Source organism: Homoserinimonas aerilata (assembly GCF_006716125.1).
Classification (GTDB): domain Bacteria; phylum Actinomycetota; class Actinomycetes; order Actinomycetales; family Microbacteriaceae; genus Homoserinimonas; species Homoserinimonas aerilata.
This window is the reverse complement of the sequence record NZ_VFOM01000001.1, coordinates 181,442-201,957: the sequence shown is the minus strand read 5'-3', so window position 1 is coordinate 201,957 and position 20,516 is coordinate 181,442. Positions and strand designations below refer to the sequence as shown.

21 protein-coding genes, 1 tRNA gene and 1 pseudogene are annotated in these 20,516 nt (G+C 66.7%); 9 read left to right on the top strand and 14 right to left on the bottom strand.

All coding sequences use genetic code 11. The features are described from left to right. Positions 1-39 precede the first annotated feature (39 nt). The 3 genes from FB562_RS00970 (at position 40) to FB562_RS00960 (ending at position 1,916) form a co-directional block, all read left to right on the top strand. A complete protein-coding gene (locus tag FB562_RS00970; RefSeq protein ID WP_141879436.1) occupies positions 40-930 on the top strand; it encodes a 3-methyladenine DNA glycosylase in 891 nt (296 codons plus the stop codon). Further along, on the top strand, positions 927-1,172 hold the full coding sequence (locus FB562_RS00965; protein WP_141879435.1) for a glutaredoxin family protein: 246 nt from the start codon (positions 927-929) through the stop codon (positions 1,170-1,172). The genes FB562_RS00970 and FB562_RS00965 overlap by 4 nt, the downstream gene beginning before the upstream one ends. A gap of 153 nt (positions 1,173-1,325) precedes the next feature. After that, the gene (locus FB562_RS00960; RefSeq protein WP_141879434.1) at positions 1,326-1,916 is read left to right on the top strand and encodes an NADPH-dependent FMN reductase; all 591 of its coding nucleotides are present in this window, start codon (positions 1,326-1,328) and stop codon (positions 1,914-1,916) included. A gap of 46 nt (positions 1,917-1,962) precedes the next feature. Here the strand turns inward: FB562_RS00960 and FB562_RS00955 are convergent, their stop codons facing one another. Continuing rightward, positions 1,963-2,451 (bottom strand): hypothetical protein, encoded by a 489-nt coding sequence (locus FB562_RS00955; RefSeq protein WP_141879433.1) that lies wholly within the window; start codon positions 2,449-2,451, stop codon positions 1,963-1,965. Positions 2,452-2,567: 116 nt separating this feature from the next. On the opposite strand from FB562_RS00955, the gene FB562_RS00950 reads away from it, so the two are divergent. Continuing rightward, positions 2,568-2,804 carry a ferrous iron transport protein A gene (locus FB562_RS00950; RefSeq protein WP_141879432.1) on the top strand — a complete coding sequence of 79 codons (237 nt, stop codon included), beginning with the start codon at positions 2,568-2,570 and terminating at the stop codon, positions 2,802-2,804. Positions 2,805-2,860: 56 nt separating this feature from the next. Here the strand turns inward: FB562_RS00950 and FB562_RS00945 are convergent, their stop codons facing one another. The 3 genes from FB562_RS00945 to FB562_RS00935 all read right to left on the bottom strand — a co-directional run bounded on the left by FB562_RS00945 (position 2,861) and on the right by FB562_RS00935 (position 4,722). Further along, complete coding sequence (locus tag FB562_RS00945; RefSeq protein WP_141879431.1) at positions 2,861-3,631, bottom strand: alpha/beta fold hydrolase; 771 nt, start codon at positions 3,629-3,631, stop codon at positions 2,861-2,863. Next, positions 3,631-4,152, bottom strand: coding sequence for a PadR family transcriptional regulator (locus FB562_RS00940; protein ID WP_141879430.1), 522 nt, complete (start codon positions 4,150-4,152; stop codon positions 3,631-3,633). Before FB562_RS00940 ends, FB562_RS00945 begins: the two co-directional genes overlap by 1 nt. 87 nt (positions 4,153-4,239) lie before the next feature. Next, positions 4,240-4,722, bottom strand: coding sequence for an ATP-dependent zinc protease family protein (locus FB562_RS00935; RefSeq protein WP_141879429.1), 483 nt, complete (start codon positions 4,720-4,722; stop codon positions 4,240-4,242). 17 nt (positions 4,723-4,739) lie between these two features. On the opposite strand from FB562_RS00935, the gene rimK reads away from it, so the two are divergent. After that, on the top strand, positions 4,740-5,930 hold the full coding sequence (gene rimK / locus FB562_RS00930; RefSeq protein ID WP_141879428.1) for a 30S ribosomal protein S6--L-glutamate ligase: 1,191 nt from the start codon (positions 4,740-4,742) through the stop codon (positions 5,928-5,930). A 110-nt stretch (positions 5,931-6,040) separates the two neighbouring features. On the opposite strand, the gene FB562_RS00925 is transcribed toward rimK, so the two are convergent. The 3 genes from FB562_RS00925 to FB562_RS00915 are packed head-to-tail and all read right to left on the bottom strand — an operon-like array spanning position 6,041 to position 9,668. After that, a complete protein-coding gene (locus FB562_RS00925; RefSeq protein WP_141879427.1) occupies positions 6,041-6,988 on the bottom strand; it encodes a 3-carboxyethylcatechol 2,3-dioxygenase in 948 nt (315 codons plus the stop codon). Beyond that, positions 6,985-7,896: an alpha/beta fold hydrolase gene (locus tag FB562_RS00920; protein ID WP_141879426.1), complete on the bottom strand. Its 912-nt coding sequence runs from the start codon at positions 7,894-7,896 to the stop codon at positions 6,985-6,987. Before FB562_RS00920 ends, FB562_RS00925 begins: the two co-directional genes overlap by 4 nt. Then, positions 7,893-9,668 (bottom strand): FAD-dependent monooxygenase, encoded by a 1,776-nt coding sequence (locus tag FB562_RS00915; RefSeq protein WP_141879425.1) that lies wholly within the window; start codon positions 9,666-9,668, stop codon positions 7,893-7,895. The genes FB562_RS00920 and FB562_RS00915 overlap by 4 nt, the downstream gene beginning before the upstream one ends. Positions 9,669-9,865: 197 nt before the next feature. Here FB562_RS00915 and FB562_RS00910 point away from each other — a divergent pair, with 197 nt between their 5' ends. Then, positions 9,866-11,200: an MFS transporter gene (locus FB562_RS00910; protein WP_141879424.1), complete on the top strand. Its 1,335-nt coding sequence runs from the start codon at positions 9,866-9,868 to the stop codon at positions 11,198-11,200. A 79-nt stretch (positions 11,201-11,279) separates the two neighbouring features. On the opposite strand, the gene FB562_RS00905 is transcribed toward FB562_RS00910, so the two are convergent. The 5 genes from FB562_RS00905 to galU all read right to left on the bottom strand — a co-directional run bounded on the left by FB562_RS00905 (position 11,280) and on the right by galU (position 15,068). Further along, positions 11,280-11,978 carry a GntR family transcriptional regulator gene (locus tag FB562_RS00905; protein ID WP_221625348.1) on the bottom strand — a complete coding sequence of 233 codons (699 nt, stop codon included), beginning with the start codon at positions 11,976-11,978 and terminating at the stop codon, positions 11,280-11,282. Positions 11,979-12,192: 214 nt separating this feature from the next. Then, a tRNA-Ala gene (locus FB562_RS00900) sits at positions 12,193-12,268 on the bottom strand. A 130-nt stretch (positions 12,269-12,398) separates the two neighbouring features. Continuing rightward, the gene (locus tag FB562_RS00895; protein ID WP_141879422.1) at positions 12,399-13,376 is read right to left on the bottom strand and encodes a DUF3040 domain-containing protein; all 978 of its coding nucleotides are present in this window, start codon (positions 13,374-13,376) and stop codon (positions 12,399-12,401) included. Between the two features lie 137 nt (positions 13,377-13,513). After that, the gene (locus tag FB562_RS00890) at positions 13,514-14,158 is read right to left on the bottom strand and encodes a GNAT family N-acetyltransferase (protein ID WP_141879421.1); all 645 of its coding nucleotides are present in this window, start codon (positions 14,156-14,158) and stop codon (positions 13,514-13,516) included. 16 nt (positions 14,159-14,174) lie between these two features. Next, complete coding sequence (gene galU, locus FB562_RS00885) at positions 14,175-15,068, bottom strand: UTP--glucose-1-phosphate uridylyltransferase GalU (RefSeq protein WP_141879420.1); 894 nt, start codon at positions 15,066-15,068, stop codon at positions 14,175-14,177. A 34-nt stretch (positions 15,069-15,102) separates the two neighbouring features. Here galU and FB562_RS00880 point away from each other — a divergent pair, with 34 nt between their 5' ends. The 3 genes and pseudogenes from FB562_RS00880 to mscL all read left to right on the top strand — a co-directional run bounded on the left by FB562_RS00880 (position 15,103) and on the right by mscL (position 16,474). Continuing rightward, positions 15,103-15,681, top strand: a complete 579-nt coding sequence (locus FB562_RS00880) for a 5-formyltetrahydrofolate cyclo-ligase (protein WP_141879419.1) — start codon at positions 15,103-15,105, stop codon at positions 15,679-15,681. Next, positions 15,564-15,806: pseudogene (locus tag FB562_RS13930) on the top strand (FmdB family zinc ribbon protein); the annotation flags it as partial. The gene FB562_RS00880 and the pseudogene FB562_RS13930, both read left to right, overlap by 118 nt. A gap of 224 nt (positions 15,807-16,030) precedes the next feature. After that, a complete protein-coding gene (gene mscL / locus FB562_RS00870) occupies positions 16,031-16,474 on the top strand; it encodes a large conductance mechanosensitive channel protein MscL (RefSeq protein WP_141879417.1) in 444 nt (147 codons plus the stop codon). A gap of 89 nt (positions 16,475-16,563) precedes the next feature. Here mscL and FB562_RS00865 read toward each other — a convergent pair whose 3' ends face one another. Continuing rightward, the gene (locus tag FB562_RS00865; RefSeq protein WP_141879416.1) at positions 16,564-16,764 is read right to left on the bottom strand and encodes a hypothetical protein; all 201 of its coding nucleotides are present in this window, start codon (positions 16,762-16,764) and stop codon (positions 16,564-16,566) included. Next, positions 16,764-20,498, bottom strand: coding sequence for a DEAD/DEAH box helicase (locus tag FB562_RS00860; RefSeq protein ID WP_246081288.1), 3,735 nt, complete (start codon positions 20,496-20,498; stop codon positions 16,764-16,766). Before FB562_RS00860 ends, FB562_RS00865 begins: the two co-directional genes overlap by 1 nt. Between the last annotated feature and the right edge of the window lie 18 nt (positions 20,499-20,516).

Genomic DNA, 20,516 nt, shown 5'->3' with positions numbered 1-20,516 from the left:
GCCGCGGGGCGAAGATAGAGGGGACGGAAAGGGGGCAGGATGCGTGAGACCGAATGGCGCGAACGCGAGCAGGCGCACCAGCAGCGGGCCGACGCGTTCACCGCCGGGTGGCGCGCGCGCCAGCAGGCCGGCACCACACACCCCGTCGAAGACTTTCTGTTCACCTACTACCCGCTGCGACCCTCACTGCTGCGTCGCTGGCATCCGGGCGCCGGCGTCACGCTCGAGGGTGCCGCGGGCAAAGAACGCGCCGGATGGAAGTGGTACCGCCGAGCAGACGAAGGCGACAGCCTGGTCGTCGACACAGAAGCCCTGCTGCAGGCGAGAGGCCGAAGCATCCGCTTCATCGCAACACTCCTGGGGCGCACCGCAGCGAGACCCGCAAACTTCGGATGCTTCGGCCTGCACGAATGGGCGATGGCCTACAGGTCCGACAGCACACGACACGAGGTACCACTGCGACTCGGCCCCGACGGCACCGACGCCGTCGTCGAAACCAGCCGCATCACCTGCAGCCACTTCGACGCCTACCGGTTCTTCACCCCCGACGCGCTCCCCCTCAACAAGCTGCGCCCCACCCGCGACAACCAGCCCGAACTGGAACAACCCGGATGCCTGCACGCCGGCATGGACGTATACAAATGGGCCGCCAAGCTGGGGCCACTCGTGCCCGGCGAACTGCTGCTCGACAGCTTCGAACTGGCCCGGGACATCCGCACCCTCGACATGGAGGCGTCGCCATACGACCTGCGCGACTGGGGCTACACACCCGTCGCCATCGAAACGCCCGACGGCAAAGCCGAATACGTGCAGCGGCAACGCGGATTCGCCGAACGCTCGAACGCGCTGCGCCGGCGCGTGCTGGCGGCGATCGAACCTGAGGGGGCGGCGGAATTCCTGCCCACGCTCGCACGTTCCCCCTCAGCATGAGCCAGAAGATCACCATGTACGGCGCCGAATGGTGCGGAGACTGCCGCCGCTCCAAGAAACTTCTCGACGAGCTCGGCACCGACTACACATACATCGACCTCGAAGCGGACGTCGACGCAGCGCAGGTGGCGCAGTCCATCAGCGGACGCACCAACATCCCCGTGATCGTGTTCCCCGACGCCAGCCACCTGGTGGAGCCGAGCGACGCCGAACTGCGCAGCAAGGTCGAAGCGCTCGCCTGAAGGTGCACCTCATCTGAGGCCCGCGGCGCGCATCCCGTGACGATGCCGGGAAAGCGAGCCCCAAGCCTGTACGGCGCACCCCCGCAGGTCTAGCGTGATGAGCAGTCGGCGGGCCGACCCGCCGGCGTTCTGAGCGAGCGAGAGGAACGCATCATGGCTGAGGTCCACCACCACGAACCGCCCTACACGGTCGGATATTTTGTCGGAAGCCTGGCGAAGGCATCCGTCAACCGGCGCCTCGCGAAGGCGCTCATCAGGCTCGCGCCAGACGGCCTCGAATTCGTCGAGATCCCCATCCGCGACCTGCCGCTGTACAGCTACGACTACGACGCCGACTACCCACCGGAGGGCCGCGCGCTGAAGGATGCCATCGCATCCGTCGACGCCCTGCTGTTCGTGACCCCCGAATACAACCGGGCCATCCCGGGCGGGCTGAAGAACGCCATCGACTGGGCGAGCCGCCCGTGGGGGCAGAACTCGTTCGCAGGCAAACCATCCGCCGTGATCGGCGGCTCGATCGGCCAGATCGGCACCGCCGTCGCCCAGCAGAACCTGCGCAGCGTGCTCAGCTTCTGCAACTCACCGCAGATGAACTCTCCTGAGGCGTACATCCACATCACCGAGGGGCTCATCGCCGACGACGGCGAAGTCAGCAACGACGGAACCGCCGCGTTCCTCGGAGGCTTCATGGAGTCGTACTACGAGTTCGTGACCCGCGTGCTGACGGTCGTGCCGCAACGCTGAGCCGGCATGCCTCAGTGCTGAGCCGGCGCGCCTCGAGCGGCCGGCCTCAGTCGAGGACGAACTCGTCGTCATCCTCATTGACGGGCTCGCGAGTGTCATTATGGGCGAAGACGAGCGTGAAGACGGATGCCGTGATGCAGACGATCCCGAGCGGATTCGCCAACCCCACAGCGATACTCAGCCCGGGCTCCTCGCCGCCCGAAAGAATCGTCTGCAGGCCCGACGGTGTCACGTCGGGAATCATGAAGCCGAACAGGATGCCGCAGAACCACGACAGGCCGAGCGTCACATAGGTCTGCACCCGCGTGTGCCTGCCGAGTCGCGCCGTGCGCATGATCGCCTTGCCGCCGAAGAAGTGCAGCGCGCCGATCGCAAAACCGATCGTGATCGCGAACACCGGGGTGAGCTCACCGGCCACCCCGAACAGCGCCCGCCCGAACGACACCCAGAGCGCCATCACGATACCGGCGACAATGACGAACACCCCGAAGCCGCCGAAGCGACGTGCGGGCTCTGCACCACTCACTGCTGACACTGCCTGACCCTTTCGACCTCTCAACCGTAACGAACATCCGCCCGCCGCATTTCACGCAGCGCATGAGGGCCAGATGTCAGCCCCGGCCCACCTGACAACGCCAATAGGCTGGCGTCATGACGCATCCGGTGGACCTCATCAGGGCGGTTCCGCTGGGGACCCGGATGACCGTGCGGCGGCGCATCCCCGGAGGCTTCAGCGATGCGCTCGGTGAACTCATCGCTCGCAGCGACGACGACTGCACCGTGGAGACCCGGCGCGGGCCCGTGACCATCCCGCTCTCCGAAGTCAGCGCGGCGAAGCAGGTGCCGCCTCCCCCACCGCGACGCGCACCACGGCGGCCGCCCGCCTGAACCTGCTGCTGCCGTCACGCTGCTGTCGTCACGCTGCTGTCGTCCTGCTGCCGTCGTCAGGGGGCGAGCAGCTCGGGGTGCACCCGCCCGTCGAGGAGCCACTCGCGCATGACCGCGTTGAACAGCTCTGGGTTCTCGGCATTCCACGCGTGATGCATGCCCGGCACGACGCGGGCCGTCACCAGCTCTGAGCGCGACACCAGCTCGGCGAGGTCGTTGTGAGCGAGGCGTGGCTCGCGTTCGCCGGCGAGCGCCAGTATCGGCATACGCACGCCACGCAGGCCGTCGAGTTCGCTCGCGGCCACCCCGTCGTAGAGTTCGCGCATCATGGCCTCCGCGGTCGCCCTGCGGATTCCCATCCCCGTCTCGATGAACACGTCGACAGTGTCAGCCGGCATCTGGAACGTGCGGGCCTGCGCCGCCCAGTACCAGCGCTTCTCCCACACCTTCAGCTGCAGGAGGCCGAAGGTGCGCGTCGCCCCGGTGACCCCGGTCAGGGTCGCCCCCGTGAGCATGGCCGAGCGCACGACATCCGGATGCCGTGCCGTGAGCACCGTGCCGATCACCGCGCCCAGGGAGAGCCCCACGATGTGCGCCCTCCCGCCGCGCGCCCGCCGCCGCACGAGCTCGGCGAGCCGGTCGGCGACGTCGGCGAGCGAAGTCCAGTCGAGGTCGGCGGATGCCCCGAAGCCGGGCAGGTCGGGAACCAGACAGTGATGCTCGGGCAGGCCGCTGACCTGTTCCGTCCACATCCAGCCGGCGACATTGCCGCCGTGCAGGAAGAGTGTGCTCGTGTCGGCATCGTCATGCGCTTCGAGGACATGCATCAGGAGAGTTCCTTCTCGATCTCGTCAAGCCAGCCCAGTTCGGCCCTGCCGTGCGCGATCCCGTTGCGGAGGGTCGCCAGGCGCAGGCGCTCCTCTCGGCTCGACGGTTCGCCCTCCTCCTCGGAGAGCGCGGTGAGCATCCCCAGCGACCCCTCGACTGCGGTACGACGCGCAGCCAGCATCCGGCGCACCCCGTCATCGTCGAGGCGTGGCGAGAAGAAGACCTTGGCGAGAAAGCCGTTGCGGGCGACCGCCGGCTCTGGGTCGGCCTGCAACCAGCGGTCGAGCTCGGCGCGGCCCGCCTCGGTGACGTGGTGCACCTTGCGGCTCGGTCGCCCGTCGCCTTCGATGACCTCGATGGCGGCGAGCTCGGCATCGACGAGCGCGGTCAGGGTGCGGTAGATCTGCGCCTGGTCGGCTGACCAGAAGTGCGCGACTGTGCCGTCGAATGCCTTCTTGAGGTCGTAGCCGCTCAGCGGCGAGAGGTCGAGGAGGCCGAGGACCGCGTGTTTCAAGCTCATGGTGATATGAGATCACACATATATAGGACTATGCAAGTACTAAGTCGTGCAAACACTACGTCGATGCTTTGTGCGGGATGAGGCCGTCTACGCGTGATCGCGGTTGCGGCGACGGATCAGCTTCGGCGCGCGCCCCGCCAGAAACGACCTGCCCGGATGCACCACGAAACCCTGCCTCAGCGCCTGACGGCCAATGAGCATCCGGAACCCCATCTGGTCGCGATTGCTCAGCGTCGTCTCGGCCGTCACCGTGCGACCGAAGATCTCGACATCGAGCAGCACCACGAAGCGCTCCTCACTGTGCCCCGACGAACTGCGCACCCTTCGGCGGTCGTGCACCGCGCACTCCACCTGCACCACATCCTCGACAGAACGCTGCCACGGGCGCACCCAGAAGCGCACCCGCTCACCGCCATCGAGCTCCTCGATATCGAAGGCGTGCAACGCAGAACTGCGCGCACCCGTGTCGATCTTCGCCTTCACCCACGGCACGCCGATATCGGGCAGGCTCACCCATTCGCGCCATCCCACGATGGTGCTTGAATGGAGGTCGTCTCTCACAAACACCATCTTGGCAGGGGTTCACGATGAAACTTGCAATACTCTCGCGTGCCCCACAGGCGTACTCGACGCAGCGGCTGCGCGCGGCAGCCGTGCAGCGCGGCCACAACGTGAAAGTGCTCAACACACTGCGCTTCGCGATCGACCTCTCCGGTGACGAACCCGACCTGCAGTACCGCGGCCGGCTGCTCTCCGACTACGACGCCGTACTGCCCCGCATCGGCAACTCCATCACCTACTTCGGCACCGCCGTCGTGCGCCAGTTCGAACAGATGGACGTGTACACGCCCAACACCGCCAACGGCATCACCAACTCACGCGACAAACTGCGCGCAACCCAGATCCTCTCGCGCCACAACATCGGCATGCCCGCCACCGCCTTCGTGCACAGCAGAGCGGATGTTCGACTCGCCATCGAACGCGTCGGCGGCGCGCCCGTCGTCATCAAGCTGCTCGAAGGCACTCAGGGCATCGGGGTCATCCTCGCCCCCGAAGTGAAGATCGCCGAAGCCATCATCGAGACACTGCACTCCACCAAACAGAACGTGCTCATCCAGAGCTTCATCTCGGAGAGCCGCGGGAGGGACATCCGGGCCCTCGTCGTCGGTGACCGTGTTGTCGCGGCCATGCGGCGCGTCGCAGTCGGTGACGAGTTCCGGTCGAATGTGCACCGCGGCGGCACCGTCGAGCCGGTCGAACTGACGCCCGCATACGAGCAGGCGGCCGTGCGGGCCGCTCAGATCATGGGTCTGCGCGTCGCGGGCGTCGACATGCTCGAAGGCAACGACGGGCCGCTCGTCATGGAGGTCAACTCTTCGCCCGGCCTTCAGGGCATCGAGACGGCCACCGGGCTCGACGTGGCCGGCGCCATCATCGACTTCATCGCCAACCAGGTCGCCTTCCCCGAGATCGACGTGCGCCAGAGGCTCAGCGTCTCAACCGGCTACGGCGTCGCCGAACTGCTCGTGCACACCAACGCCGACCTGGTGGGCAAGACTCTCGGCGAATCGGGGCTGTGGGAGCGAGACATCACCGTGCTCACCCTCCACCGCGGCACCCAGGTCATCCCGAACCCCCGCAAGAACGTACTGCTCGAGGCGGGCGACCGGATGCTGTGCTTCGGCCGACTCGAGGAGATGCGCTCCATGATCCCCGAGCGGCGACGGCGGCGTGCGCGCGTGCGCAAGCTGCCGAAGGAGCCCATCCCGGAGAGTTGAGGCGCGCCGCTCGAGCCGCGAGCTGTTTTCGGCGGTTCGAGGCGACAACCGCCGCGGTGGGTTCAAGCGCCTCGAACCGCAGAAAACGCCTCAGCCCGGGCGGAGTCCAGCTACTTCAGCGACGCGATGGTGACGCCGAAGCCGGCGATGTACTCGGGGATCGGCCGATAGAAGGAGTAGTCGACCGTGTATTCGCCGACGACACCGAGGGCCGCGTAGGCGGCGATCCACGTGCGAACCTCATGCGAGGAGTTGCCTGCGACCTCGGTCATCTCATCGGGGCTCCACTCGTCGATGGGCGAGAGGTCGCCCGTCGCGAGAATGCGCATGAGCTCCCGATCCCATTCGGGGGCGAGCGGCTTGACCACGTTGATTCCGGCGGCGAAGTCCTTCGCTGCGCTGATCACGCGCTGCTGCCGCGCATCCCGCGCCTCGGGCGTGAGGTGGCGGCCACCTCCGAGAAGCGACTGGCGCACCTCGGGGGTCGCCGTGGCGATCTGCGGCACGGGGGGTTCGTGCGAAAGCCCACCCGACCCGATGATGAGCACCTTCTTGTCGGCGAGGTGCTCCTTGACGAAAGCACCGATGCCTTCACCGAGCTGCCGGATGCGTCGAAGCGGCGTGAAGGGAGGCGCCACCGAGTTGACGAAGATCGGCAGTATCGGCTTTGCCGTGATGTCGCCGTAGATGATCTCCATCGGCTGCACGGCACCGTGGTCGACCTCCATGCGCAGAGACACTGTCATGTCGATGTCGCGGTGCATGAGGTAATCGGTGAGTTCTGCTGCGAGCTCCTTGGGAACATCCAGAGCGCCGGCCTGCGTGCCGAAATCGCCGATCGCGACCGCTTCATAGCCGATGCAGAACGGCGGCATGATGTCGTAGAAGAACCCGTTGTAGTGGTCTGGCCCGATGTTGATCACCAGGTCGGGGTCGTAGTCCTTCACGAATGCCCGCGCGGCCTCGAAGGCCACCTCGACCTGCGCCTTGACCTCGGCGGGCGGGTCGACGAACTCCAGCAGGGGGCTGTGCGACATCGTCACCAGCGCGAGCGTCATGAGGCACCACCCTCGATGGGATTCTTCACCTGCGGGTCGTCGTTGCCGAGGAGGAAGTTCAGGTGCAGACGGTTGAACGTCTCGGCGTCTTCATACTGCGGCCAGTGACCGCACTCCTCCATCACCGCGAGCTTGCCGCCGGGGATGAGCGACGCGATGCGGCGGCCCTCATCGACGGGGCCTGACGGGTCTTTTGTGGTCCACAGCACCATGGCCGGCACGGAGACGGCCCGCAGGTCGTCATCCGAGATCATGTTGCGCTTGCGCGTCTCCAGGTCCTGCAGCGCCATGTTCATCTCGCACGCCATCTTCCAGTCAGGCTGCTGGAAGATCGCCTGCCGGGTCTTGATGAGGTCATCCGTCACCATGCTCGGGTCGGCCATCAGCCACTCCAGCCGCGCCTTCACCCGCTCCCACGAGGGGTCTTCTGCGGCAGCCATCGAGAGCGTGTAGAGGCGCTCCATCACCTGCGGGTTCGCCATCGTGCCCCCCATCGTGTTGAGCACGACTCGCTCGACCCGCTCAGGGTAGAGCTGGGCGATCTTCGCGGCCACCCAGCCGCCAAGGGATTCGCCCGAGAAGTAGGCCTTCTCAACGCCGATCGCATCCATGAACGACAGCACCTGGTCGATGTAGTGCTTGATCTCCAGCGGATGCTCGGGCTTGGACGAGTACCCGTGACCGATGAAGTCGATCGCCCAGCACGAGAAGTGCTCAGAGTGCGAACGGAGGTTGCGCGAGTACGCCTCAGCGTGTCCGGTGATGCCGTGCATCATGATGAGGGTCGGCTTGGAGGTGTCGCCCGCGTGCAGGTACCGGGTGCGGTAGCCGCCGGCCTCCTTGTAGCCCTGGCTGTATTCGACTGCGGCGAGATCCGACCAGACGGATGTGAATGGCTGCTGGGTCATGAGTTTTCTCCGTTCCCCTCGGGCGTGCCGAGGACTTTCGAAAGCGCTGCCGTGAGCTGCCGGTACGCCTCTTCTGCGTCGAGCACGGCTGCGGGCTGCCGCCATGCGATGTAACCGTCGGGGCGCACCAGAATAGCCCCCGCCTCATCAATCTCGCTGACCGCATTCCAGTCACCGTAGAGGTCTGCGTGTTCGGGTTCTCCGACCACGACCGTGCGCAGGTAGGGGGCCCGGATGCGGTGGGCGGCTTCTGCCCAGGCCGCGCCGGAGATTCCGGTGACGAGCGACATGAGGCCGTGGCCCGTGACGTCGAGGGTGGAGACGCGCACGCCCTTCTCGTTGACGAGCCACGCGTGAGGAAGCTTGGCCCCCGGCCGCGTTGTGGCCTGCAGGTGGAGCTGACGGTCGCGCTGCCACTCCTCGTCGCCGAGGGTGGGGTCGGGGATGACGGCGCTCGATTCGTAGCGCTGGTTCAGTTCGACACCCTGCGCGTTGAACTCGGTGTTCTTGAGTTCGAGCGCCGCGTGGAGGGCCTTGCGGGCGGCCACACCTTCGGGCGTTGCGGAGCGCAGCCGTTTGAGCCCCGCCGCGAGCGGGTCGCTGGCCTCGGAGTCGGAGATCGCGGCGCGCACGGGGGCGTAATCCTTGCGGGACTGGTTGGCGCGGGCCACGATCTGCCGCCCGACGGGCACCCGCTCGTCGGAGTAGCTGGCAGGCAGCGTCTCGTCAGCCCAGCCCTTGACGGCGAACGCGAGCTTCCAGGCGAGATTGAACGCATCCTGCATGCAGGTGTTGGAGCCGAGTCCTGAGCTCGGTGGATGCCTGTGCACGGCATCCCCGGCACAGAACACGCGGCCGCGGTGGTACAGCTCGGCGTGCTGCTGGTTGACGTACCAGATCATCTTGCGCTCGATGTCGACCTCAAGGTCGGCAATCCCGGTGAGGGTGCGGATCTGGCTGAGAAGGAACTCGTCGCTGAGGTCGGGTTCGCCGGCGTCGATGTCGAAGCCCCACCCGAGAATCCACTGATCCCAGGGCCGGATCGCGCGGAACGTGGCCATGCCGATCTCGCCGATCGACGCGGCGGGGTTCATGATCCAGTGCAGGATGCTGGGGCGGTGCTCGACGTGTTGGCGCAGGTCGGCGTTGAAGAGGATGTAGACGGTGCCGGCGCGGGCGACTTCGCCTTCGAAGGGCAGGCCGAGCTCTTCGGCAACCTTCGACTTGGCTCCGTCGGCACCGACAAGGTAGCGGGCGCGCTGCGTGTATTCCTGGCCACTCTGCTTGTTGAGCAGCCGCACCGTCACACCGGTCTCATCCTGCTCGTGCGACAGATATTCGGTGTTGAACGAGACATCCGCCCCACGGGCTGCCGCATTCTTGACGAGCACGGGCTCCATGAGGGTCTGCGGGATGTCGAGCATGGTGCAGGGGCTGCCCTGCAGGTAGTCGCCGTAGCGTTTGTCGCCGGTGCCCCAGGTGCGGATGCGCGCAATCTCGTCACCGACGAGGCTGGTGGTGAACATGGTGTCACCCATGTGCTCCCACGGGGTGGCGAGTCGGGTGACCTCGTCTTCTATGCCGAGGTCGCGCAGTACTTCCATCGCACGCTGGTTGGTGATGTGCGCGCGGGGCGTGTTGGCGAGCCAGTTCCATTTGGACACCACGTGGGTCTTCACGCCGTAGTCGGCGAGCGCCAGAGCGGTGGCCGCACCCGCAGGCCCGGTTCCCACGACGATGACGTCGGTGTCGAATTCAGTGGATGCTGTCATTCGCTCTCTCCTTCGAGATGTGGGTCGCTGACCCCGGTGGAACAATCTCCGTGTTGCATACTAGCATGCAAGACGCGCATCGCCATGGGTCGAGACGGGGATCAATTATCTGGTGGGTTGCGCATCGCGCTCCGGCGGGCCTATTCTTTCCTAACTAACCCGCTAGCATGCGAGTGAGTTTTCAGAGAGGAAAACCCATGACAACGACGACACCGGTCGCAGCAAAGAAAGCTGGCGGTACGTCACCGCTGAAGGTCGCCAGCGCAAGCTTCATCGGCACAACAGTCGAATACTTCGACTTCTTCATCTACGGCACCGCCGCGGCTCTGGTCTTCCCCCAGATCTTCTTTCCCGACTCCACCCCGCTCATGGGCACGCTGCTCTCCTTCGCCACCTTCGGCGTGGGCTTCCTGGCGCGCCCCCTCGGCGGAATCATCTTCGGCCACTTCGGTGACCGCGTCGGTCGCAAGAAGATGCTCGTCATCTCGCTCCTCGGCATGGGGCTGGCCACCCTCCTCATGGGCCTCCTCCCCGGCCACGCGCAGATCGGCATCCTGGCCCCCATCCTCCTCACGGTGCTTCGCCTGTTCCAGGGCCTCATGGTCGGCGGCGAATGGGGCGGCGCGACCCTCATGGCCGTGGAGCACGCACCTCTCGGCAAGCGCGGCTTCTACGGGGCGTTCCCGCAGATGGGCGCCCCGGCCGGCACGTTCCTCGCGACGCTCGCGTTCCTCCTGGTCGCGCAGCTGCCCGATGAAGACTTCTTCTCGTGGGGTTGGCGCGTGCCGTTCATCCTCAGCATCCTTCTGGTGGCGGTCGGCCTGTTCATCCGCTTGTCGCTCAGCGAAAGCCCGGCGTTCGCTGCGGCGCGCGAGAAGTCAGAGATTGTCAAGGTTCCCCTCGTCGTGGCCTTCCGTCGACACTGGCGCGAAATCCTCCTTGTTGCCGGCACCTATCTCAGCCAGGGCGTGCTCGCGTACATCACGATGGCGTTCCTCGTGAACTACAGCGGCGGCGTCGGAATCGACCGCACCGCGGCGCTGGCAGGCGTCTGTTTCGCCGCCATCGTGGCCGTGATCCTGTACCCGGTGTTCGGCTCGCTCTCTGACAGGTACGGCCGCAAGACCATGTACTTCCTTGGCGCCGTACTCATGCTCATCGCCACACCGATCGGCTTCGTGCTCATCAACACGGGCAACCCGTGGGCCTTCGCCCTCGCGGTCACGCTGATCTTCGGTATCGCCATGGCACCGTCGGCGGGAGTCACCGGTTCGCTCTTCGCGATGATCTTCACGCGAGAGGTGCGCTACACGGGCGCCTCGGTCGGGTACACGATCTCGCAGATCGCGGGCCCCGCCTTCGCTCCCACGATCGCCGTCGCGCTCCTCGCCGCAGGCGGCTGGCAGGCGGTGGTCGTGTACCTCATGATCGTCTGCGCCATCTCGGTCGTTTCCGTCGCCCTCATCCCCGGCGGCTGGGGCCGCAAGGAGGCGGCGTTCCGCAACAGCGCAGACAACCCGCTCGAGAACTGAGCGCATCCGGCAGCCAACTCACAAAGGCAGCGTCTCGGGCTTCGGCTCGGGCGCTGCCTTTTATGTTAAGGACTTATGTTCAGGACGCGGATGCTGCGGATGCGGTCGTCGCGCCGCCCGCGATGTGCTTGGGCGTCTCGCGGATGTGCGCCTCCATGAGAGCACGAGCCTTGCCCGCATCGCCGTCGGCAATGGCCTTCACGATCTCTCCGTGCTCGCGATGCCGCTCCGACGTCACATAGCTGAGAGGCAGCGGCGTGCCCGTCGTGTTGATGAGGAAGTCGCTCAGATCCCACAGCCGGCGGCTCGAATCGGCCATGATCGGCGAGGCGACGATGCGGTGGATGGCCGCGTGGAATTCCCTGTTCTCGCGACGGTAGGTCGCGGACTCATCGTGGCCGGCGCGGTTGCTTCTCGCGGTGACGGAGTCAAGCACACGCTGGAGGCCCTCGACGTCGCGAGGGGTTCGACGCTGGGCTGCGGCGCCCGCCAGTGCTCCCTCGAATGCGGCAAAGATCTCGAAGAAGTCCTCCACGTCACGCGGCGAATAGCCGACCACGACGCATCCGATCTGGGGAAGAATCTCGACGATGCCGTCCGCCGCCAGCTGACGCAGGGCCTCCATGATGGGCTGCTTGCTCACAGTGAACTCGGCGCGCAGCGCCTCAACCGACACCCGGGACCCCGCGGGGTAGTCGCCATCGAGAAGTCGCTCCTTGATGCTGTCGTAAACGTGCCCCGACAACCGCCCTCGGTTGCGCTGGCTCTCTCGCTCCATAGCTACAGTATGGACGAGACTTGCATGCCAGGTCATCTCCCCGGCCAGGACATCCGGAGCACTGAGGCGCCTCTCTTGAAACCGCGGCTGCACTTTGTCGCGACGGCTGCAGAACGTTTCACCGCCGTCGCGACAAAGCACAGCCGTCGCCACGCGCACGTGCCCACAACGCAGCAAACCCCCGGCCGAAGACCGAGGGTTTGCTGGCTGACACTGGTGGACCCTAGGAGATTCGAACTCCTGACCTCCTCGATGCGAACGAGGCGCGCTACCAACTGCGCCAAGGGCCCTAGTGCGGTAACTACGATAACACCTCGCACCAGCCGCCCCGAACACGGCCGTCCGCCCGTGAGTTGCCCCTAACTGCTGGCGAACGGGCGCACGAAGAGCACCTGGAGGCAACTCAGTGAAAGCGGATGCTCAGACCGCGCGACGACGGCGCAGCGCCTCATCGAGGGCCACAGGGGCCAGCTCCGCGTCGTCGATGATGCCCATCCGAGCGAAGCGGCTCGTCTCCGCGGGGACCTCCACGGCGGGTGCGGGCGCGATGCGTGTCGTCTGCTGCTGTGCGTCCCGCAGCGCCTGCTCGGAGCGCGCCGCAGCATCCCGCAGCTCCGCCGCATGATCGGGAACAGCATCCGGGGTCACCGTCGACGCGGCAGGCCTCGCCAGGCGAGCCGCAGCATCCGCGAACGTCACACGCGGGGCAGCCGGAGCCTCCGGCCGCGACAGATACAGCGGCTTCGGGACCGGCACGGGCGTCCACTCGCCACCCGCAGCCAGCGCCTGCTGCTGCGGGAACATGTCACGCAGAGGCGACGCCACCGGGGCCGAACGCTCAAGGCCCTGCGCCAACTGCGCGCGCGCCCGCGACACGGCAGCCAACTGCGCCAACAACACCACGGCACCCACAGCGACCACAACAGAACCAGCCAGCAGCACCCACCCGGTGCCCGCCGCCAACTGAGCCACGCCGACAACAACACCCACCAGCGCCGCGATCAGCGCCAATGTCGACACCAGACGCGAACGCCTGAGCCTGCGCGACGACTGCGACGAACGCGCCACATCGGCGGCAATCGCAGGCCGCGACTCCGCCAACTGACGCGCAGCCGCCCGGGCCGCCGCCGCATCCTGAGCCTTCTGAATCGCCCTCGTACGCTGCATCTCGCGCTGCATGATCTTCTCCTGCACGGCGGCACTGCGCGCCGAACTCTCCACCCGAACCTGATCGGGGACCTCGGCCGTCTCAGCCATGATGCGCAGCGTCTGCTGCAGGCGCACCGCATTGCGCTCCGTCGACAGATACTCGCGCCGTTTGAACCACGTGGGAAGCAGATACGCCAACCAGAGCACAGCCGCGAGCGCGATCACCACACTCGAACTGAGCCCATCCATTCCCATGAGACAACGGTACGAGGGGCAAGCGGATGCGCGGCACAGGCGGGCAGGTGTGTCACGGGCGATCGGGGGCCGGGTTGTTCGTTGGTGAGGTTTCGAGACGCTCCTTCGTCGCTCCTCAACCGGCGAGGGGGCTAGGGGCGGAGGCCTGCCGCCCGCAGGTCGCCTTCGGGGATGCGGGCGTTCGCCGCCGGAACGGCGCCGTCGCGCCAGCGCCGCAGCACACCCGTGCGCACCTCCTCGGCGACGAGCGCGAAGCAGAAGTGGTCGCGCCAGTCACCGTCGATGTGGATGTACCGCCGCCGCAGCCCCTCGTAGCGGAACCCCAGCTTCTCCACCACGCGCAGGCTCGGCCCGTTCTCCGGCCGGATGCAGATCTCCATGCGGTGCAGGCCCAGGCCGAAGAAGCAGTGGTCCGTCGCGAGGGCCACCGCGGCCGGCGTCACCCCTTTGCCCGCGAAACGTTCCGACACCCAGTAGCCGAGCGTCGCGGATGCCAGCGAGCCGTAGGTGATGCCCGACACGTTCAGCTGCCCCGCGAACTGCCCCTCATGTTCGATCACGAACGGCAGCCCATGCCCGGCGCGTGCGTGCGCCTGCAGACTCCGGATGCTGAAGCGCGCGTCGAACTCGGTCGGCCCGTACGGACTGGTCGCCTCCCACTTGCTCAACCATGAACGGTTGTCGAGCAGCTCACGCTCGAGCGCGCGCGCATCCCTCACCCTGATCGGGCGAATCGTGACGGCACCATCGGAGAGCGTCGGCGTTCCTGCGGCCATGGGTTAAGTGTGCGCCTCAGTCGAGGGTCGCCACGAAGCTCTTCAGCCAGGGGCGCAACTCCTGGCCCAGATCCTCACGGTCGACGGCGAGCTGCACGATCGCCTTGATGTAGTCGGCGCGGTCGCCCGTGTCATAGCGGCGGCCGCGGAACACGACACCGAAAACCCCGCCCGTCACATCCGGCGCCTCAGCCATCGTCTGCAGCGCATCCGTCAACTGGATCTCGCCGCCCTTGCCCGGCTTGGTGCGCTCCAGGATGCGGAACACATCAGGCGTGAGAACGTAGCGGCCGATGATGGCCAGATTCGAGGGCGCCTCCCCCGGCGGCGGCTTCTCCACCATGCCGGTGATGCGCACCACATCATCCTCATCGGTCTGCTCGACCGTGGCGATGCCATACAGGTGCGTCTGCGACGGGTCTACCTCCAACAGCGCCACAACACTCGCCTCACGCTGCCCCTGGACCTCGATCATGCGCGTCAGCAGCACATCACGCGCGTCGATGATGTCGTCACCCAGCAGCACCGCGAACGGCTCGTTGCCGACATGCATCTTCGCGCGCAGCACCGCATGCCCCAGACCGAGCGGGTTGCCCTGCCGCACATAGTGCATGTCCGCGAGCTCTGAAGAGAAGTTGACCTTCTCCAGACGCTCAGTGTCGCCCTTGCGCTCCAGCGTCGCCTCAAGCTCGCCCACATGGTCGAAATGGTTCTCGAGCGCATTCTTGTTGCGGCCCGTGATCATCAGCACATCGGTGAGGCCGGCATCGACCGCCTCCTCCACCACATACTGGATGGCAGGCTTGTCGACGACAGGCAGCATCTCCTTCGGCATCGCTTTGGTGGCGGGAAGAAACCTGGTGCCGAGCCCCGCAGCGGGGATGACGGCTTTGGTGATCGTGAAGGCCATACGTGTCAGGGTACCGTTCCGTAGGATGGCTGTCATGAACGACGACCTGCCAAACCGCAAGCGTGCGCTGCGGGCCGAACTTCGCGAACGCCGCCGCATCCGCACCGCCACCGAACGCGACACCGCCACAGCCGACCTCACCGAGCACCTCAGCGAACTCACCACGCGACTCGGCGCGCGATCCATCGCCGCCTACCTGCCCGCATCCGACGAGCCGAACATCCGGCCCTACCTCAACTGGGCCAACGGTGAAGGCATCCGCGTACTGCTGCCCGTCTCCCGCGACGACGGCCTGCTCGACTGGGTCGTCGACGACGGCGAAAGCGAAACAGAAGGCCCCTACGGAATGCCCGAAGCCGTCGGAGACGTGCTCGGCCCCATCGCCATCAACGATGTCGACCTCATCATCGTGCCCGCCGCATCCGTCGACCGCAGCGGGATGCGCATGGGCTGGGGCCGCGGATACTACGACCGGATGCTCGGATCAATGGAGCAGTGCCCGCCGGTCTATGCTGTTGTGTTCGACAACGAGGTCGTCGACGAAGTACCCGCCGAGATCCACGACAAAAGCGTGAACGGGGCAGTCACCCCCGGCGGAATCACCACATTCTGAGCAACACAACCCCCAACGCTAGGACGACCGTGCCCACCTACAGCTACCGATGCGCCGCCTGTGGCCACGACTTCACCCAGTACCAGGCATTCACCGACGACGCCCTCACCGAATGCCCAAACTGCGGTAAGCCAGAGTTGCTCAAGGTTTTCAGCAACATCGGCGTTACTTTTAAGGGGTCTGGGTTCTACCGCACGGATTCACGGTCGGGCTCGGCGAAGAAGGATGCGCCACAGTCGACGACACCCTCGACGACAAAAGCGGCCTCACCGTCGACCCCCGCGGCTCCCGCAGCCAGCACAAGCAGTTCCTCATAGGCAGTTCCACAAAGTCATAAGGAGATCGGCTCATGCTCAAGGGATTCAAAGAATTCATCATGCGGGGGAACGTCATCGACCTGGCCGTCGCCGTGGTCGTCGGCACCGCATTCACCGCGGTCGTCAACGCGCTCGTCGAGTCGATACTGAACCCGGCACTCGGTGCGCTGTTCAACGCCGAGGACCTCAAGACGGCGTGGATCGTGGAGATCCCGACGACCGCCGGTGGCACCGCAGAGCTCGCCTTCGGAGCGATCGTGGCCGCACTCATCCAGTTCCTGCTCGTCGCCGCAGCCGTCTACTTCGCGCTCGTGATGCCCATCAACAAGCTCAAGGAGCGGGCCGAAGCCAAGCGCAAGGCGGGCGCACCCGAAGAAGAGGTGCCGCCCACCGAGCTCGACCTGCTCGCCGACATCCGCGACCTGCTCGCGCGATCAGAAGCGGCAGGCAACGCAACAGGCAAGCACGCGGAGTAGCGCGGGGTCTGGTTTCGAGACGATCGCCGTAGACGGCGACCCCTCAACCAGCAGAGTAACCCGTAGCGATTCGACTCGCGGGGTGAGGCTCAGCCCCAGTGGGGCGGCACGTCGCGCTTGAGTTGCTCGTCGTTCTCGCCGTCGCGGTGGCGGCGCGGCTCCTGCGCCGGGTTCGGATCCGAACCCGGAACGGGAGGCGTCGTCACCCGGCGGCGCACTCGTGCGCGCGGCCGCGGGGCAGGCTGCTTCTCGGCATCCGGCACCGAAGCATCCGGCTCGTGCTCGGCCATCACGCCGACGCGATCACCGGAATCGGCTCGGTCACCGGGCCGTGGCCTGCACCCAGCAGGCCGACGATCCGGTCGGCCACCGCATCCGGGTTGTTGAACAGTTCGAAGGAGTGCACGCGCAGGTAGTGCCAGCCGAGGCGGCGCAGCAGCTCCGGCCGCAGGCGCAGCGATTCGCGCAGGCTGCCGTTCTGCAGCACGGTGTCGCTCTCGATGGCGAGGCATTTGCCGCCGAATGAGGTGACCAGGCCGAGCTTTCCGCGGTGGCCGAGGGCGACCCGCAGTCCGCGCTTCTCAAGCCGCTTCGCCAGGTCGACCAGCATGGGGTCGCTGTCGTCGGGCATGAATTCGCCGGTGGTGCGGGCGGATGCGTCGGCCAGGATCTCGGCGAGGGCGACGGCGCCGCGCTCCATGCGGCTGTCGTCGATGTCGTCCGGCTCGAAGCAGGTGACGATGACCATGCCGCGGCGGGCGCGGGTCATGGCGACGGCGAGCAGCCGTTCGCCGCCCGGATGTCCGAGCGAGCCGAAGTCGCTGAGCACGCGGCCGTGCGGGGTGCGCCCGTAGCCGATGGAGAAGATGACGCGGTCGCGGCTCAGCGCAACAGCCTGCTCAATGGTCGACACGGTGAACGATTCGGTGCGGTCGCTGAGCACGAACTCGCTCAGCTCGGTGCGGCCCGGCAGCGCGGAGAGCACAGCCTGCTGCACGCGCACGGCGTGCTTCTCGCTGGCCGTGATGACCATGAGCGACTCGGCCGGGCGCGCCTTGGCGTGCTCGATGACGAGCTCGACGACGCGGTCGACTTCGGCGTCGGGGCTTTCGACGGCACCCGAGTCCTCGTCCGGCAGGCCGACGCCGTCGGCGACGTGGTCCATGCGCAGGCTGCCGTGGCCGAGGAAGCTGCCCGCCCACGGGAGCGACTCGATCCTGCCCGCGTAGAAGCGGCGGTTGACGAGCTCGGCGAGGTCTTCGCCGCCGGCGCGGTAGCTGCGGGTGAGCGCGAGCGTCGGCAGCAGCGAGCCGAGCCGGGCGAGCGCCGAGTCGGCGTGCACGGCGTCGAGGTCCTCATCGGCGACTTCGGATGCTTCGGCCGAGATCTCCGCGAGGGTCTCGCCGGTGAGGGCGGTCGTGAAGGTGGTCGGGGTCTGCGTGACGGGGTCGCCGAATGCGACGACCTGCTTGGCGCGGCGGATCGCGGAGACCGTCTCGGCGAGGGTGACCGCCCCGGCGTCGACGATGATGACGGTGTCGAAGGGCATCGCATCCGTGATCTGGTCGACCTCGTACGGTGACGCCAGCCACACGGGGGCGACCGTGCGGGAGAGGTGCGGGGCCGCGTCGTGCAGCTGCTCTGAGCTGATGTGCTCGCGGCGCAGCGACTGCTTCAGCGCGGTGGCCTCCTCCGGCCAGTCGACGAGCCCGATGCTCCAGTTCTCGGCGAGCTGCCAGGCGAGCAGTTGTGCGCTGCCAGCCGCATGTGCCTCGTCGACGAGTCGGAAATCGGCCTCCAGGCGGTCGAGCACGCTCGTATTCGCGCCGAGCAGCGCCCGGTCGGCGTCGAGAAGCGACTCGAGCGCCGACTGCCACCAGGCGAGTTCGAGCTCCGCGGCGACCTGATCGTCTTCGACGTGGCGCTGGGCGAGGTCGGTGAGCAGTGGGTCGAGTTGCAGATCCTGCAGGGTTGAGCGCAACTGGGCCCGCTCCTGCAGGTTCGCCAGGGCATCCGATTCTGCCGCAAGACCGGCGAGCTTCGCGAGGAGATCCGCGATGGGCAGGTTCACGAGCTCCTGATCGACGACGGATGTTCCGAGCGGGCGGTCGAGCGTGCTCAGGTCATGCGCGACCTGCTGGTGCGCGACCTGAACGGAGGCGATGCCAGACGGCACGCGCGGCGGCACCCCGGCCGCAACGTAGCGCTGCCACAGCAGGCGCTGCTGCTGGATGCGCACAAGCGACTCGTGCATGTCTCCGACGGAAACACCCGGACGCAGGTACTCCTTCGCCAGCTTCTTCAGGCGGCGACGGTTCGCGCCCGACATCTCGGGCGAGTCCTTGCGCGCCGAGGTCGCCGCGATCAGTTCGCTCAGCGAGCGGTCGAAGACGACCGGCTGGAACTTGTCGAGCGTGTCGCGGATGTCCGTCAGCAGACGCAGATACACGCCCAGTTCGGTGATCGACTCGAACGGTCGCATGTGCGTGGCGCTGATCAGCTCCGAGCCGCGCTGCAGCAGGTTCGGAACGTCATTCTCACTGAGGCGCTTGGCGAGCATGTGCGCCATGGTGGCCTGCTCGCTCGTGTCGAAACTGGCGCCATACCAGGGCGAGTCGCCGGGGCCGTAACGGAACTCGCCGAGCTCGGCAGCATCCACCATCGCCTTCGCGGCCATGTCGCGGCGCTCGATGAGACGCTCCACCGAGGTGCGCGACAGGCGCGCGACCGTCGACGGCGGGGTCGGCAGCAGCGCCAGACGCGACAACTCGGTGAGGCAGTCGAGCACGGACACGCCCAGCATGGGGTCGCGGCGGGCGATCGCCACCCGGTAGTCGAGCAGCACCTTGCGCAGGCGCACGAGCGCGTCGTCGACCTCGCCCAGCTGCGGCGACTTCGCCTTCTCGTTGCGCGAGATGGAGCGGATCAGATCGCGGCGCAGGGTCGACGGCGAAACGGCGAAACCGGGCAGGCCGATGTCGCCGAGCCGCTGGGAGATGCCCTGCAGGCTGGAACGGCGCGGGCTCACCACAAGCACGCGCTTGTGCTGACCGACAAGACTTCCGAGCGCGTTCACGATCGTCTGCGTGCCGCCCGTGCCGGGCAGCGTCTTGACGACGACAGAGTTGCCGGCCGCGATCTGCGCGATCACCGCATCCTGCTCCGTGTCGGCGTCAAGCAACAGGGTGTCGGTCTCGGGGGCACGGTCATCCGGATGCTGCGGCTCGACAGGCGCATAGCCCTCACCGATGCTCCACTTGGCGCCAGGGTTGCCGGCCAGCGCATCAAGCACCGGATGCTCCAGCTGGGCTGCGTCGTCGACCATGCGACGCCCGACATCCGCGAACGACGACACCACCAGGCGCGGCTGAACGTTGAACCACTGCAGGTGCGAGGTGAGGCCGCGCAGCCGGTCGATGACCGTATTGGGTTTGAAGGAGCCGTCGTGCTCGGCGAGCGCCACGAAGGCCTCCGCATCGAGCGTCACGCCGTGCTGCTCGTGCAGCGCGCGCGCCAGCTCCGGGTTGAGGAACGGCGCCCCCAGCAGCTTCACCTCGAAATCACGGCCATAACGGCGGATGGCGAGAGGGCGCAGCAGAACGGGCGCACAGAACGACTCGTCATCGTGCTGCCATTCGGCGATACCGATGCCCAGATGCACGGCGTCGATGCCGCGACTCGTGGCCAGCTCGGCGCTCTTCGACGCGATCTCGCCTGCCGCGACCTTCGCCGCACGCAGGGCAAGATCGTCACGGATGAGGCTCGACAGCAACGTCTTCTGCCCCGTGATGAACTGGGCGAGCCCACCCGGATGCGTTGTGCTCAGCTCGATGCGAGTGCGCGGGTTGTCAATGAAATGCAGCAACGGCGAACGGCCACCGACAGAGGCAAGCTGCTCACGCCATCCGGCCCAGGTCGGCTCAGCGATATTCGCCGCCGTATACCGCGGGTCACCCAAGCTCAGGGCATGCGGAGCCGTGACCTGCTTCTGCGCAGGAACGGGGTTCTCGTCGACCTCGGTCATGAAGTCGTCATCCTCTGG